Source organism: Chryseobacterium herbae (genome assembly GCF_025154075.1).
GTDB classification, from domain to species: domain Bacteria; phylum Bacteroidota; class Bacteroidia; order Flavobacteriales; family Weeksellaceae; genus Chryseobacterium; species Chryseobacterium herbae.
The window spans coordinates 420,568-434,832 of sequence record NZ_JAOAMU010000003.1; the positions used below are offsets into that span (position 1 = coordinate 420,568).

14 protein-coding genes are annotated in these 14,265 nt (G+C 36.9%); 7 read left to right on the forward strand and 7 right to left on the reverse strand.

The window, feature by feature from the left end; all coding sequences use genetic code 11:
• Positions 1-680 precede the first annotated feature (680 nt).
• Positions 681-1,523 carry a hypothetical protein gene (locus N0B48_RS11905; RefSeq protein ID WP_259839012.1) on the forward strand — a complete coding sequence of 281 codons (843 nt, stop codon included), beginning with the start codon at positions 681-683 and terminating at the stop codon, positions 1,521-1,523.
• A gap of 101 nt (positions 1,524-1,624) precedes the next feature.
• Here N0B48_RS11905 and gap read toward each other — a convergent pair whose 3' ends face one another.
• The 4 genes from gap to N0B48_RS11925 all read right to left on the reverse strand — a co-directional run bounded on the left by gap (position 1,625) and on the right by N0B48_RS11925 (position 5,120).
• A complete protein-coding gene (gap, locus tag N0B48_RS11910; protein ID WP_259839013.1) occupies positions 1,625-2,629 on the reverse strand; it encodes a type I glyceraldehyde-3-phosphate dehydrogenase in 1,005 nt (334 codons plus the stop codon).
• A gap of 31 nt (positions 2,630-2,660) precedes the next feature.
• Positions 2,661-3,647 carry a 6-phosphofructokinase gene (gene pfkA, locus N0B48_RS11915; RefSeq protein WP_259839014.1) on the reverse strand — a complete coding sequence of 329 codons (987 nt, stop codon included), beginning with the start codon at positions 3,645-3,647 and terminating at the stop codon, positions 2,661-2,663.
• An 83-nt stretch (positions 3,648-3,730) separates the two neighbouring features.
• Entirely contained in the window at positions 3,731-4,603 is an 873-nt protein-coding gene (locus tag N0B48_RS11920; protein WP_259839015.1) for a DUF4846 domain-containing protein, read from the reverse strand.
• 175 nt (positions 4,604-4,778) lie between these two features.
• Positions 4,779-5,120, reverse strand: coding sequence for a winged helix-turn-helix transcriptional regulator (locus tag N0B48_RS11925; protein WP_259839016.1), 342 nt, complete (start codon positions 5,118-5,120; stop codon positions 4,779-4,781).
• Positions 5,121-5,216: 96 nt separating this feature from the next.
• Here N0B48_RS11925 and N0B48_RS11930 point away from each other — a divergent pair, with 96 nt between their 5' ends.
• Positions 5,217-6,017, forward strand: a complete 801-nt coding sequence (locus N0B48_RS11930; protein ID WP_259839017.1) for a DNA alkylation repair protein — start codon at positions 5,217-5,219, stop codon at positions 6,015-6,017.
• Between the two features lie 800 nt (positions 6,018-6,817).
• On the opposite strand, the gene N0B48_RS11935 is transcribed toward N0B48_RS11930, so the two are convergent.
• On the reverse strand, positions 6,818-7,576 hold the full coding sequence (locus N0B48_RS11935; RefSeq protein WP_259839018.1) for a TIGR03915 family putative DNA repair protein: 759 nt from the start codon (positions 7,574-7,576) through the stop codon (positions 6,818-6,820).
• A gap of 107 nt (positions 7,577-7,683) precedes the next feature.
• Entirely contained in the window at positions 7,684-8,547 is an 864-nt protein-coding gene (locus N0B48_RS11940; RefSeq protein WP_259839019.1) for a pirin family protein, read from the reverse strand.
• 94 nt (positions 8,548-8,641) lie between these two features.
• Here N0B48_RS11940 and N0B48_RS11945 point away from each other — a divergent pair, with 94 nt between their 5' ends.
• Positions 8,642-8,980 (forward strand): winged helix-turn-helix transcriptional regulator, encoded by a 339-nt coding sequence (locus N0B48_RS11945; protein WP_259839020.1) that lies wholly within the window; start codon positions 8,642-8,644, stop codon positions 8,978-8,980.
• A 76-nt stretch (positions 8,981-9,056) separates the two neighbouring features.
• Here N0B48_RS11945 and N0B48_RS11950 read toward each other — a convergent pair whose 3' ends face one another.
• Positions 9,057-10,316 carry a putative DNA modification/repair radical SAM protein gene (locus tag N0B48_RS11950; RefSeq protein ID WP_259839021.1) on the reverse strand — a complete coding sequence of 420 codons (1,260 nt, stop codon included), beginning with the start codon at positions 10,314-10,316 and terminating at the stop codon, positions 9,057-9,059.
• A gap of 143 nt (positions 10,317-10,459) precedes the next feature.
• On the opposite strand from N0B48_RS11950, the gene N0B48_RS11955 reads away from it, so the two are divergent.
• The 4 genes from N0B48_RS11955 to N0B48_RS11970 all read left to right on the forward strand — a co-directional run bounded on the left by N0B48_RS11955 (position 10,460) and on the right by N0B48_RS11970 (position 14,166).
• Positions 10,460-11,788: a hydroxymethylglutaryl-CoA reductase, degradative gene (locus N0B48_RS11955; protein WP_259839022.1), complete on the forward strand. Its 1,329-nt coding sequence runs from the start codon at positions 10,460-10,462 to the stop codon at positions 11,786-11,788.
• A gap of 229 nt (positions 11,789-12,017) precedes the next feature.
• Positions 12,018-13,025, forward strand: coding sequence for a hypothetical protein (locus N0B48_RS11960; RefSeq protein WP_259839023.1), 1,008 nt, complete (start codon positions 12,018-12,020; stop codon positions 13,023-13,025).
• Between the two features lies 1 nt (position 13,026).
• Complete coding sequence (locus N0B48_RS11965; RefSeq protein ID WP_223606402.1) at positions 13,027-13,413, forward strand: DUF423 domain-containing protein; 387 nt, start codon at positions 13,027-13,029, stop codon at positions 13,411-13,413.
• A gap of 69 nt (positions 13,414-13,482) precedes the next feature.
• Positions 13,483-14,166 (forward strand): hypothetical protein, encoded by a 684-nt coding sequence (locus N0B48_RS11970; protein ID WP_259839024.1) that lies wholly within the window; start codon positions 13,483-13,485, stop codon positions 14,164-14,166.
• Positions 14,167-14,265 lie beyond the last annotated feature (99 nt).

A 14,265-nucleotide genomic window follows, 5' to 3' on the forward strand; every position in this document is an offset into this window, starting at 1 on the left:
AAAATAACTAAAAAACTTACAAAATACCACAAAAGGGGGATTTTTTTACGATGATAAAATCGTAAACTTTGTACTAGCTAATAACCATGGCAACTCAATTTATTCCTTCCGTTTTGTTTAATGATTTATTTTTTTCTATAATTTATGGTAATTGGAGAAATATTAATTAGAACAAACTTGACGGACCGTTCTTCAGGGCGGCTTTAATTGAAACGATAATGAATGTTATAAAATCAGTTTACTCTTTTCTTTTTAGTTGTTTGAAAATGATAAACTAATGGCCTCTCGTTGCTGGAGAGGCTTTTTCTTTTTTACCACCCAACAAATTTCTTCAATATTCCGGCTCAGTCTTAAAACTTGGAGAGTAGATAATATTTATCTTTCTAACGAAACTTTACAGGCTGTCTAATTTTTTTTTAACATTAAGAAATTAAGAACTTAAAAAATCAATTTATTGATTTCTTCATTCATAATAATAAACATGATCCTTAAATCCTTAATGTTTAAATTAAAAAATAAACTAAAGTTTATTGAGGTTAAGAAAATTAAGATCGATTTTAAACAGACTTTTTGCTCGTTAAGTTTTGAGACAGAGCCAATATTCCCATATTTTAAAATCACCCGAACGGGTACTTTACTTGTATTCATGGAATTCCAAACTTTGTACAAAACTAATAGCCATGAAAACACATTTATTATTAAAGATTCTTGCTTTCGTAATTTTTATGCCCTCCATTTTTTTTGCACAAATAAAAGTTGAAAAGATAGAGGGAATCGGAGATAACGGAAAAAAGATAATCGATAAAACGATTACTATTGATCTGTCTGTTGAAATTGATAGCATTGAAATGCCAGTTGAAAAGGGAATTTATAAATTATATATACCCTCCTCAAAGCTGAAAAGTCTCGTGATAAAAAAGAAAGCTATTGAATATGAACCGTTAAAAATGGAGAAAGAGAAAGGGAATGCTGAAATTGGTGCTGAAAATGAGGTGGTTACGGAATTGGTTTTTAGAAACAATACTCAATATATTCTGTACATCGGGGTAATTGGTGAAGAGAAAATAAGAAAGTATATTCTGAAAAGTGAATCTGACTGGAAATGGACAACTTCCTTCGGAGCCAATGCCGTTTTTCTCACAAGCCGTTCAAGATTTACGTCTGTAGATAATAGCGTAGCACAAAACAGAGATGGGAAAATGATGGATCTGATGCCTAGTATTATGTTTACATTTATGAATAACCAGCGAAACTTTTCTCCCGGATTTACAGGTGGTTTAGGATTTAATTTTGAAGAATTGTCTGTCTTTGCCGGAGGTGCTTTGGGGATCGGACAGAATATTGTTTTATCAGCAGGCGTTGCGGTTCATAAGCAAAACCGTCCTAACACAGATTACACAGTAGGGCAGACTATTGATAGCTCTGTTACCTCCGATAATCTGAATAAAATGCAGTACAGGGTGAATCCATTCGTGGGACTATCATTTAGATTTGATAAAAATCCTTTTGGAGCAAAACCGTAAGTTATTATCGAAATTTTGTAACCCATAACCAATAATTGATCATAAAAAAACCTTCCCATCGGGAAGGTTTTCATTATGTATTGCTAATTGCTCATTACTGATTATAAAGAAGCAGAATGAATCAGCATATCTACCAATTTGTTTGAGTAACCCATTTCGTTGTCATACCAAGAAACAAGTTTTACAAAGTTTGGAGAAAGCATGATACCAGCGTCTTTGTCGAAGATAGAAGTTCTCTTATCTCCTACGAAATCCTGAGAAACCACTGCATCTTCAGTGTATCCTAAGATTCCTTTCAATTCACCTTCAGAAGCAGCTTTGATCGCAGCACAGATCTCATCGTAAGAAGTAGCTTTTTCTAATCTTACGGTAAGGTCTACTACAGAAACGTCAACAGTTGGTACTCTGAAAGACATACCTGTTAATTTTCCGTTTAGTGAAGGGATTACTTTTCCTACCGCCTTAGCAGCACCTGTAGAAGAAGGGATAATATTGTTCAGAGCAGCTCTTCCACCTCTCCAGTCTTTCATTGAAGGACCGTCAACAGTTTTCTGAGTTGCCGTTGTAGCGTGTACCGTAGTCATAAGACCTTCTACGATTCCGAAGTTATCGTGGATTACTTTAGCTAAAGGAGCTAAACAGTTGGTGGTACAAGAAGCGTTGGATAAGATTTTGATATCGTCAGTAAGCTCCAGGTGGTTCACACCCATTACGAACATCGGAGTGTCGTCTTTAGAGGGAGCAGAAAGGATTACTTTTTTAGCTCCGGCGTTGATGTGAGCCTGAGCAGAGTCTTTAGATAAGAAAAGACCTGTAGATTCTACGATATAGTCTGCACCTACTTCATTCCACTTTAAGTTGTTAGGATCTTTCTCAGCAGTTACTCTGATTCTTTTTCCGTTTACCACAAGGTCATTTCCTTCTACAGAAACTTCTCCCGGGAAAATACCGTGTACAGAATCATATTTTAACATGTAAGCCATGTATTCTGCGTTGATTAGGTCATTGATTCCTACTACTTCAATGTTATCTCTTTCAGTCATTGCTCTGAAAACAAGACGTCCAATTCTACCAAAACCGTTGATACCTACTTTGATTGTTGACATAATAGTTTGTTTTAGATTTATAAAAAAATAATTAGATTGCTAAAATTTCGGAAATCAGTAAAAGATCTTTATTGATTTCATTATGTTTTTTAATGGCATCTTCGATCGGTGTGTACACCATATCGTTGGAACGCATTCCTGCCATTACATTTGTTTTTCCTTCCATTAATCCCACTACGGCACCGTACCCCAGTCTGCTGGCCAAAACTCTGTCTGCACAGCTTGGAGAACCTCCTCTCTGGATATGTCCCAAAATGGTTACACGGATATCATAATCTGGGAATTCTTCTTTAGTTAAGTCGGCAAGATCATAGATGCTTCCCTGCTTTTCACCTTCCGCTACTACAACGATGCTTGATGCCTTTCCAGTTTTTTCAGCCTTTCTGAAATTAGCGAAAAGCTCATCTCTGCTGTCTTTTTTCTCAGGAATAAGAATATCCAGCGCACCAGTTGCCAATCCGCTGTTTAAAGCGATAAAACCTGCATCACGGCCCATTACCTCTACAAAGAAAACTCTGTTGTGAGAAGTTGCCGTGTCACGAATCTTATCAATAGATTCCATAGCTGTATTTAAAGCCGTATCGTAGCCGATGGTATTATCCGTTCCGAAAATATCATTGTCGATTGTTCCCGGTACACCAATGACTCTGATCCCAAACTCTTCGTAAAAGATCTTGGCTCCGGTAAAAGTTCCGTCTCCTCCGATGCATACCAAACCATCCACACCATGTTTCACACAGTTTTCATATGCTTTCTGGCGTCCTTCGGGAGTTCTGAATTCCACGGATCTGGCGGATTTCAGAATCGTTCCGCCCTGGTTGATTATATTTTTTACGGAACGGGGACCCATTTTCAGGAAATCATCGTGGATAAGGCCGTTATAGCCTTCCCTTACTCCGTAGCATTCAATATTATAATAGTTTGCGGTCCTTACTACCGCTCTTAATGCCGCATTCATACCGGGAGCGTCACCTCCTGAGGTAAGAACTGCAATTTTTTTTACAGCACTCTCTTTCATCTAGTAAAAAATTTCGAACACAAATTTACAAAAACAAGTTCAGATAATGGCAGTAAGTTGAGAAGAGTTTTGAATATAAATAATTAAAAGCTTCTAAAATTTGTAGGTTTAAAAAAATACCTCGCCGTTTTAGTTTCTGCAGCATTTACATCAAGGCTGTACCATGGCGAAATATTTTTCTCAAAAGGATTGGAAAGGGTATGAATAGATTGCGCCGGAGTGAATCCCTGACTTAATAAAAATAACTTGTTCCCTTCCTTACTCCGGCATACTCCGGAAATAAAAACAATATGTCCCGGACTTCCCGCTGTGATGAGGATATCACCGGTTTTCAGATCTGAAGTTTTGGCAACAGGTTTTGTTTCCTTATTTAAAGATATCGTTCCCGCATAATTGAAGATCAGATCCAGATATTTTCTGAAATTGGGATAGGAATCATCAAAATCTGCAGCTTTTCTGAAACTGACATTATTCCCATTAACAAAGGTCCGGATGCCATTTTTATAGTCATTCCATGAAGCCAGATCGCCACTTGTAAAATGGAATTTGATCTCGTCAAACCTTTTGGCTTTGTATAAATATTCAGCTCTCAGTCGGATGGCCGCATCAGCACATTGTTGAAGATCCTTATTTCCCGTATCAATATCGAAAACGGCTTCATGAAGATCCTGCGTCTCGATAGGAGTTCCGTCATATTTCATGATCTGGCTGCCATACGGTTTCAACTTAAAATTTTCAAGAAAATATCCGAAGGAATCGGGGGTTTCTTCAATCCAGGTATAACCTTCAGGAGCAGGAAACCTTTCTTTGATGGTATTTTTATCTTTATTAATGTGAACAGAATTTTCCGGAGCCAAAACTGCTGTAATATTGGTTTTGTTACCCGATATGGCTTTATCATTACTGCATGCTGCTGTCATCAGTGCAACAGCCAGAATGGAAATAATTTTTTTCATGTGGTTTTTTTTCAATTACAAATATCATGGATTTTTGAATATGAAGTGAATTTTTTTTAACGACAGATGGTACGAATTTGTAAAGTTGCCAGTGTTTTATTTAGGATTAATTTTTAACCACGGATTGCACAGATTTACACAGATGTTTGCGTCTTATCTGCGTGCGTGAAAAATATTAAACTTCCTCATTTTCAGGAATTAAAAGTTTCCCCCAATCATTCAGCTGCCAAAGGATTTCAACCAGTTTTCCGCCAAGTTCGGTTAAGGTATATTCAACTCTAGGAGGTAATTCATTAAACGAATGTTTAACCAAAATGCCATCCTCTACCATCTCATTAAGCTGCAGGTTCAAAACTCTGCGGTCTACTTTGCCAATACCCCGAAGAAATTCACCTGGCCTTTTTTTGCCTTCATTGATCTGCCAGACGATCGGAATTTTCCATTTTCCACTGATGGTATTAACGGCAATTTCCAACGGACAGATTTTATTTTCTTCAGCTTTCTCCTTTGTTTTCATAAAATTGACTTTTTTATCCCTATGGGCGAAAAATATGCGTTATTGCCCATCTTGATTCACTTTCGGACTTTTGTAAAGTTAATCATTAATAGAATCATGACCGAAAAACGAAAAGGCGCCCGCTCCATAAAAGATATTCCGAAAGATATCCTCAAACAGCTAAACCGGGGTGATATCGAAAGTGTCAATCTTACAGAATGGCTGGCGGTAGATCAAAGGCTGTTGCTGGAAAATTTGCTTCAGCAGAATCATCGTACAGAATATTTGAAACCTATTTTAGAAAATGTAGACCAGCTGAAAAAACAAACCGTTAATACCATTAATGAAGCCATCGGAATTGGTCTACTTAATCTCGCGGCTAAAAATAATGACGATAAGTTTCTTCTCAAACTGTCAGCCCATCCGGCAGATCTCGTACGTTGCTGGGCTGCTTATACGATTGGACAAAACAATAATTTAAGCGTTAAAGAAAAATTAGAAAGGATTCAGTCATTTGCTTCTGATTCTCATTTTGGAGTGAGGGAAATCTGCTGGATGACGGTGCGTCCGGATATCTCCAAAAATCTTGAGGAAAGCTTATCTATTTTATCAGAATGGACGATGCATGACAATGAGAACGTGAGACGTTTTGCCAGTGAATCTACAAGACCGAGAGGAGTTTGGTGCGAGCATATCAATGCTTTAAAACAAAATCCCGGGCTTGGACTGGATATTCTCGAACCATTACGATCAGATTCTTCAAGATATGTGCAGGATAGTGTAGGTAACTGGTTGAATGATGCCAGCAAATCAAAACCCGAGTTTGTAGTAGAAATCTGTGATGAATGGCTTCGTGAAAGTCCGACAAAAGAAACGCAGTACATTGTAAAAAAAGCTTTGCGAACCCTTAAAAAGTAAGACTTATCCACAAAAGATAGAACGGTGATGTAGTTTTTTATTACATATGTCACAGGTTTTCAAATTTTTAAATGTTTTTTTCAAATCCTTTATTCCCGTTGGTTAGGGAATAATTTGCTGGATTTGGCAGGAAAAATAAGATTGAAAAAGCTTCAATGTTAACTATATATTAACTGGAAAAAGTTATCCACAATATGAGTTTTTGATTAATTTGGATTATACATCTCACGAAATGAATGATTTAAATAATGGAGATCAAAAAGGGACTTGAAATCAGGTCTTTTTTCGCCGAAATAAAAAGTTATCCACAATATGGAATTATTGATTCAAAATTTAGAACTTCTCTCTAGTGATCAGCTATGTAATCCGAACTCAAGATGAGAAAATTTAGATGGTAAAGACCTGAAGCTATTATTGCGCTACATTATGAAATTGTTTAAACTTTTATTTTCCTCAAGAATTAAATAGAAAAATCAGGTCATGTACAATTAATCCAATTGATATTCAAAGTTTCAAACCTTCCTGATAAAGTTGGAAAAAACGCAAAGGTTGAACAAAAATGAGGATATTTTAAGGCGCAAGAAAATCTAGATTTTCAGCAAGTTCATTGGCGTTTATTGAACGGTATACAATTTTATCGGAGATAAAATCCTCGCGCCTTAAAGCATTCGAATTAGATAAAACTTGCGTTTCTTCGCGCTTTTTCCAACTAAGAAGTTTCAACAAGTTGTATATATGACCAGGATATTTACAAGTAATTTTATCCCGAATTCACATTATTTAAATTTTTAAGGATCTGTTTACCATTTTTCAGTCAGATATTTCCAGTATCTTTTCGGGACATGCTGAACATGCAGTTTTAAATTCTTTCGTTCAACAATATTGGTTTTGGTAAAATATCGTTGCCAAAGGGTTTGGTAGTTTTGTTCTTCGTCGTGAAACTTTTGCTCGTATTGGTGAAGATCTAATTTTTCTTCAGGATAAAAGAACTCACAGTCTTCCAAATCGTACAGAATTCCGTAATTTCTTCTCAAATCGTAAATCATCCATTTCTGATCCTGATAGCGGTCTTTAAAATGTTTCCTGATCAGTGGAAGAACATCGAAATCGGGATCTATTTTCGCAAAGAAAACACCATCCTGCATTTTCTCAAAACGTACAAAAGCGGTCATTCTGTGCCTTTCCCGGTCTACAGATTTACAGATCTTAGAAATTTTAAGCATATCATTGTCCGCATAATTCTGAAGGATATTGGCTTCAGGATGCTGAATAGATTGTCTGACTGCCGATAAAATCAGGCGCTCCAGTTCCGGATCTTCTGACAGGAATACTTTTAGCAGCTGATGAACTCCTGATCTCCCGATATTCTGTTCCAGTTTATTGAAGACCCTTTCGGATTTATCATTTTGGGTAATGGTTTCATGAATCTCTGCAAAGATATTTTCCTGATGAAATCTTTCTTTGTTCACTATTTCCACATCCTTATACCGGTATTCGAAAACTTCAAATACTGCAGTTAAAAGGCCGTCGAAACTTCCGTCGTAAATCAATGTGATCATCATTCTATATTTAGATACTATGAATTCATTCTGGACAAAAATAACAAAAAAGGACCTCACTCAATTTTTAATGAGAGTCCTTTTTCGAATAGAATGATACTGTTTTCTTATTCTTTGAAGTATTGTGTTTTCTGGGATTCAGGAAGACTGTTCAAATGGGGCATTTCACCATGACGGTATTCTCTGTAGAGTTTTGAAATATCTTCTGCACTTTCTGCAACAAATGGCCCATGCTGTACCACAGGAATATGATGAGGCTGTCCGGCATACAGAACGAAACGGGCTGTTTCATCTTTTGTATCAAAAGTTACCTGACTTTCTTCATCTGTCCCAGTCTTATTGATCCACCCTGTCTGACCCGTTTTTAGCATCTTGCCTGCTATGGTGACTGAACCATCGAGCATATAAATCAAACCATTATAAGCGCCCGGAATTTCCTGAACAATTTGTGCATTCTTTTCCATCCGGTAATCTATTAAGCTGAAAGGAGTAAAGTCTTTAACAGGAGAAACAAGTCCATTACTACTACCGCTGTATACTCTGATTTCGTACAGGTCTGTGATGATCTTGGGAACATCTTCCAACAGGATTTTTTGGAAAAATGGTTGTACCCATCTTTTGTCAAGAGGAAGAACAAGCCAAACCTGAAGAATGTGTACGTTGGTTTCTGTAGAGATTTCTTCGGTATGTATAATACCTTTTCCGGCAGTCATGATTTCAAGACTACCTGTTAACAGGTCTTTTCCGTCACCTTTTAAAACGAGCGTTAATGTTTCAATTCCTGCATGAGGATGTGGTCCGCCCACCGGTGGCCCACCCGGAAGATTCATATCGTCATCCATAAATACGATAAATGGATCAGAATTTTCGTAGGGAATATTTTCTAATACGTTTAATGCCTTATGTCCATTTCCTAAAAAACCTTGTCTCCAGGAACCTTGTATTATTGTTGTTATTGTTCGTTGTATCATTGTAAGTGCTTTAATTTGCTAATCAAATTTCGGGAAAAATTCTCTACATTTAGCCTGTGTTACATAAAGGATAGTAGTTACAAAAAGGATACGTATGCAAAGTAAAGAGAGCTGTCAAAGGTCTATCCGGGCCATCAAAGATACCTTGGATGTGGTAGGAGGTAAATGGAAATTAGTGCTGGTCACGGTTTTGATGAGCGGAAAAAGAAGGTTCGGAGAATTATCCCGTGAAGTAGGCATTACACCCCGTATTTTATCTAAAGAATTACAGGAGTTGGAAATCAACGGGTTAATAAGCAGAACAGTTCTTGATACCAAGCCTGTTACGGTGGAATATGAACTTACTCCTTACAGTAAAAGTTTACAGGAAGTATTGACTTCCATGGAAAAATGGGGAGAGGGTCACAGAGAAAAAACAATTAAGGAAATGTAGTTTATAACTTCAAAATATCACGGGCATTTTTTTAGTGTTGAGGTTGAAAAATAGATGCTTATTATTAAGGATGAGACTAAAACAAACTCAGCTGCTGTGAAAATTGGTTGTGAAACTTAGAAGAGCTTCCGCCTACAAGCAGTTTTCTGAGATTTTTATCGGTTAAATATTTTAGGTAAGCATTCCCAGCATTAAAATCGATGAAATATTTGGCCCGGTTGACAGCAGCTCCCAATTTTTTCAAATGATCCATATTTAAAACCTGAAAACGACGCGCCTGAACGATCTTCTGTGCTGTTTTCACTCCGATGCCGGGAATTCTTAAAATCATCTGATAATCGGCAGTCTGGAGATTAACCGGGAACTGGTGAAGATGTCTCAAAGCCCAGCTCAGTTTAGGATCTACTTCCAGATCTAAGAAAGGCATATTCGGATCAAGAATTTCTTCCGCTTTAAATCCGTAGAATCTCATTAGCCAATCCGATTGATACAGACGGTTTTCCCGAAGCATAGGAACTTCCGTAGTTAAAGAAGGGAGTCGTTTATCTTCCAACACTGGAACGTATCCCGAATAATAGACTCTTTTCAGATTGAAATTTTTATAAAAATGGTCAGCCACTTTGATGATCTGTAAATCATTTTCATTGGTGGCTCCCACGATCATCTGTGTAGATTGTCCGGCAGGCGCAAACTTCGGCACTTTTCTGAAAATTTTCTTTTCCTCTTTATACTGATCGATGCCTTTCTGGATATAACGCATTGGGTTAATCATATCCTGACGGTTCTTTTCAGGAGCCAGTAATTTTAGTCCACTTTCCGTAGGAATTTCGAGATTAACGGAGAGTCTGTCTGCATACAAAGCCGCTTCCTGCATCAGTTCATCACTTGCTCCGGGAATAGATTTTAAATGAATATAGCCGTTGAAATTTTCTTCAGTCCGTAATTTTTTCGCAACTCTTACCAGGCGTTCCATCGTCGTATCTGCATTTTTAAAAATACCGGAACTTAGGAACAGACCTTCAATATAATTTCTGCGGTAAAAATTGATCGTCAGATCTACGACTTCTTCTACAGTAAACCCTGCTCTTTTAATATCATTGGAACTGCGGGATACACAATAAGCGCAATCATAGATACAATGATTGGTCAGTAGAATTTTAAGCAGAGATACACATCGCCCGTCTTCCGTGTAGGTATGACAGATCCCGCTTACGGAACTATCTCCTAAAGCGCCCTTCTTATTCTTTCTCGTTCCTCCGCTGGATGAGCAGGAAACATCGTATTTCGCTGCATCGGCAAGGATTTCGAGCTTTTCTTTCAGGCGTTCAAAGTTCATATTTTTAACTGGATGTTACGATTTGTATCTAAACTGTGTTCAAAAGTAGTTCCAAAATATATAATTATCAATATTTTTCTCTGGAAGTTATCAACAATGGAGACTTTCAAAATTACTATCTTTACACTTATTAAATTTATGCTATGAATCATAAACCGGTAGAAGGTTTCTCTAAATTGACCAAGCAGGGGAAAATGGATTGGCTTGTCGGCGAATACCTTGAAGGAAACGAAGAATATCAAAATATACTAAAACAATACTGGAACGAAAATGCTGATCTTCAGAAGCTTCACGAGGAGTTTTCTGAAAATACGATCTCCAATTTCTATATGCCGTACGGAATTGCTCCCAATTTCTTAATTGATGGAAAATTATTCGCTCTTCCAATGGCTGTAGAAGAAAGTTCTGTAGTTGCTGCCGCTTCCAAAGCTGCAAAATTCTGGATCGATAAAGGCGGTTTTAAGACAACCATTATCAACAATGAAAAATTAGGACATACTCACTTTATATTCAATGTAGAATCACATAAACTTCAGCATTTCTTTAATTTTAAATTGAAGAAGAAATTGTATGAAGCTACCGAAGCTATTACAGCCAACATGAGAAATCGTGGCGGAGGAATTCTGGATATTAAATTGATCGATAAAACTTCTGAAATGCAGGATTACTACCAGCTTAAGGCAAGCTTTGATACGGTAGATTCCATGGGCGCGAATTTCATCAATTCATGTCTTGAGCAGTTCGGAAAAACCATGAAGCAGGAAATTGCAACGAGTGAAGATTTCACACAGGAAGAAAAAAACTCACTTCAGATCGTGATGAATATTCTTTCCAATTTTACACCGGACTGTATTGTAAGAGCTGAGGTTTCATGTAAGATTGAAGACTTAAAAGACGATAGCGGAATTTCCAATGAGGAATTTGCAAGAAAATTCAAACAGGCCGTTACCATTGCTGAAATCGAACCTTTCCGTGCTACGACCCACAACAAAGGAGTCATGAATGGAGTAGACGCAGTGGTCATTGCTACAGGAAATGATTTCAGAGCTACAGAAGCCTGTGCTCATGCCTATGCAGCGAGAGACGGACAATACAGATCTCTGACACACTGTACGATAGATAACGGTATTTTCAGATTCTGGATCGATCTTCCGATTTCTGTTGGGGTAGTGGGAGGACTTACGAACCTTCATCCACTGGTGAAATTCTCACTGGCATTGCTAGGAAAGCCTTCTGCACAGGGACTAATGAGTATTCTTGCCGTTTCAGGTCTTGCGCAAAACTTTGGAGCCATCCGTTCTCTGGTAACCACAGGAATCCAAAAAGGGCATATGAAAATGCACTTGCTGAATATTTTAAACCAGATGGGCGCTACAGAAGCGGAAAAACAGCATTTTGTAACCTATTTTAAAGATAAAACGGTAAGTCATCACGAGGTTATTCATGAGTTTAACAGATTAAGAGCTCAGTAATGCTGCAGATTATCTTACCCATTGTATTCATCATCTTCGGGATCTTTTTAAAGAAAACGACATCGCCGGGCTTTAGAAATTCTAAAAAGCTTTCCAATGTCTTTATCATATTGGGAATCTCAACGTTGGTGGCGAAAATTATTTTAATTTATATAAAATCGAAATAGTGAAACGGAACATTCTAATCTTCCTTTTGATTTCAGGTTTAAGTTTTTCACAACAAAAAAATGTGAAGATCAATAACCTGCAGCCTGTATCTGAAAGCCATACTTTTCCGGTAATTTCCTACAGCGGAAAACCTTTGGTTGAGAATAAGATCAATACTTTTCTGCAGGTAAGTGAATTGGAATATGTTCCGAATTCCGGAGGGAATCCTTTTAAACGGGCTTCTACCGCTACGAATTCTTACTCCAATTATGTAGATTATTACAGTTGGGAAAAATTGGAAACACCCGAAAATATTTTGAGTATTGCGATGGATGGAGAGGCTTCGGGAGCATATCCTGAAGGTTTTTTAATCTGGAAGAATTTCGACCTGAGAACAGGGGATTTTATCAACGCAAAAGATCTTTTTCTGCCGGATGTGGTTAAAACAGTTGAAAGCTTAATTAAGAAAAGAGTAAAAAAAGAGATTGATGATTTTCTTATTAAATTAAAATCAGAGAAAAATCCGTCGGATGAAGTACAGGAGCAGATTGCTATTTATGAAGGATGCTATACAGAATATGGCCTGGAAGATATCGAATATTATTTCGGGAAGGATAAACTGAGGTTTATTGCACCAAGATGTTCCAATCATGCAACGAGAGCACTAGATGATCTGGGTAGTCATGTCGTTGAGTTTTCTTACAAAGATCTGGAGAAATACTGGAGTCCTTATGCCAAAAATCTGCTTAACGGATCTGAAAAATCAGAGGAAACAAGTTTCACGAATAAGCTCTATAAAGGAAAAATTGACGGAAAATACCCGATTACAGTTTTGATAAAAAGAGTATACATTGATGGGAGCCTGTCTGCCGTGTATTGGTATGATAAAAATAAAAAACTCATCGAGTGGAATGGCAACATGAAAGGAAATCATATCTCCATCACAGAAAGCGAATATTATAGCGAGGAAGCCAGACAATGGATGCTGACAGGCTTTGTAGAAGCAGATCTGAAAGGGAATAAAATCACAGGAACCTGGCAGAATTACAAAACAAAAAAATATTTAAATCTAGAATTAGAAGAATTATAAAATGAAAACAATTACTTTAATTTTCGGGGCTGCCTATGGAATGCTGTCGGTTATTCTCGGAGCTTTCGGAGCGCACGCTTTAAAAAAAATATTATCTGTAGAAAGACTTGAGAGTTTTGAAACGGGAGTGAGATATCAGATGTATGCTGCCTTCTTTTTATTGATTGTGGGATACATTTTGAAATTTGATACTTCATCACAAAAATGGATTTCTATTTTCATGATTGCAGGAACGATATTGTTTTCTTTCAGTATTTATTTCCTGAGTTTACAGGATTATCTGGGCGCCAACCTGAAGTTTTTAGGTCCCATTACTCCACTTGGAGGTTTGTTTATGATTCTAAGCTGGGGAATGCTGATTTGGTATTTCGCCAAGACAAAAATATAATCATTGCGGTTCGATCTGCAGAAAAAATATAGGCTCACTTTACATCGTGGCTTACTGAAAAATTTAAAAATGAATAACCGCTTTACAAGTTTTCTTATTACGTTCCTTTTCTTTTCTCTAAGTGTTCAGAAGATGGAAGCCCAGGAGAAAAAGAAATTACTGAATGGACATATTTTAACAGAAGTAAAAAATATTCAAAAGCGTTTTTCGGATAGCATCAGTCATTATGATTACAAAAAGAATTCTGTTTTATACAGTGAAAAATATAGAGTTTTTTACAGTGAAAAAATACAGAATCTGAAAAATCTGTACCAAAATATATATGACAAAGATGTAATTACCGGGAAGTTTGATACCGGTATTTCATTTAAAGCAACGAACGAGATACAGACAAATACGGTATCGCCTGGAGAAACTGCTCCTCAAAATGAAACGAAAAATAAAATTGTTGATATTACTCAAATTGAAAATTATCAACAGCTTGCAGACTTAAAAAAACGTTTGACTGTTGATTTTCCGGTTTATTTGATAGAGGACAACAGTGAAGAGACATACCAATGTAAATTGAATTTCATCATTGATGTGGATGGTCAATTCAAAAAAGTAAAATACAGCGGGTCATCCGGCACAGAATTCAATATCATCAGTGCATTGTTCCTGTATGCAATCGGATCTTTGGAAGAACCGTTGCTCTATAACAAAAAGCCAATCGTGCAACAGTTTTCCCAACCGATCATCTTAAGATTTGAATAGATCATCATAACACATACTTTGAGAAGTTATTGTGTATAAGTACACATTCAAAACCGGTAAAAACAAATGATGAGGTTCTTTTAATATTTAAAATAAATT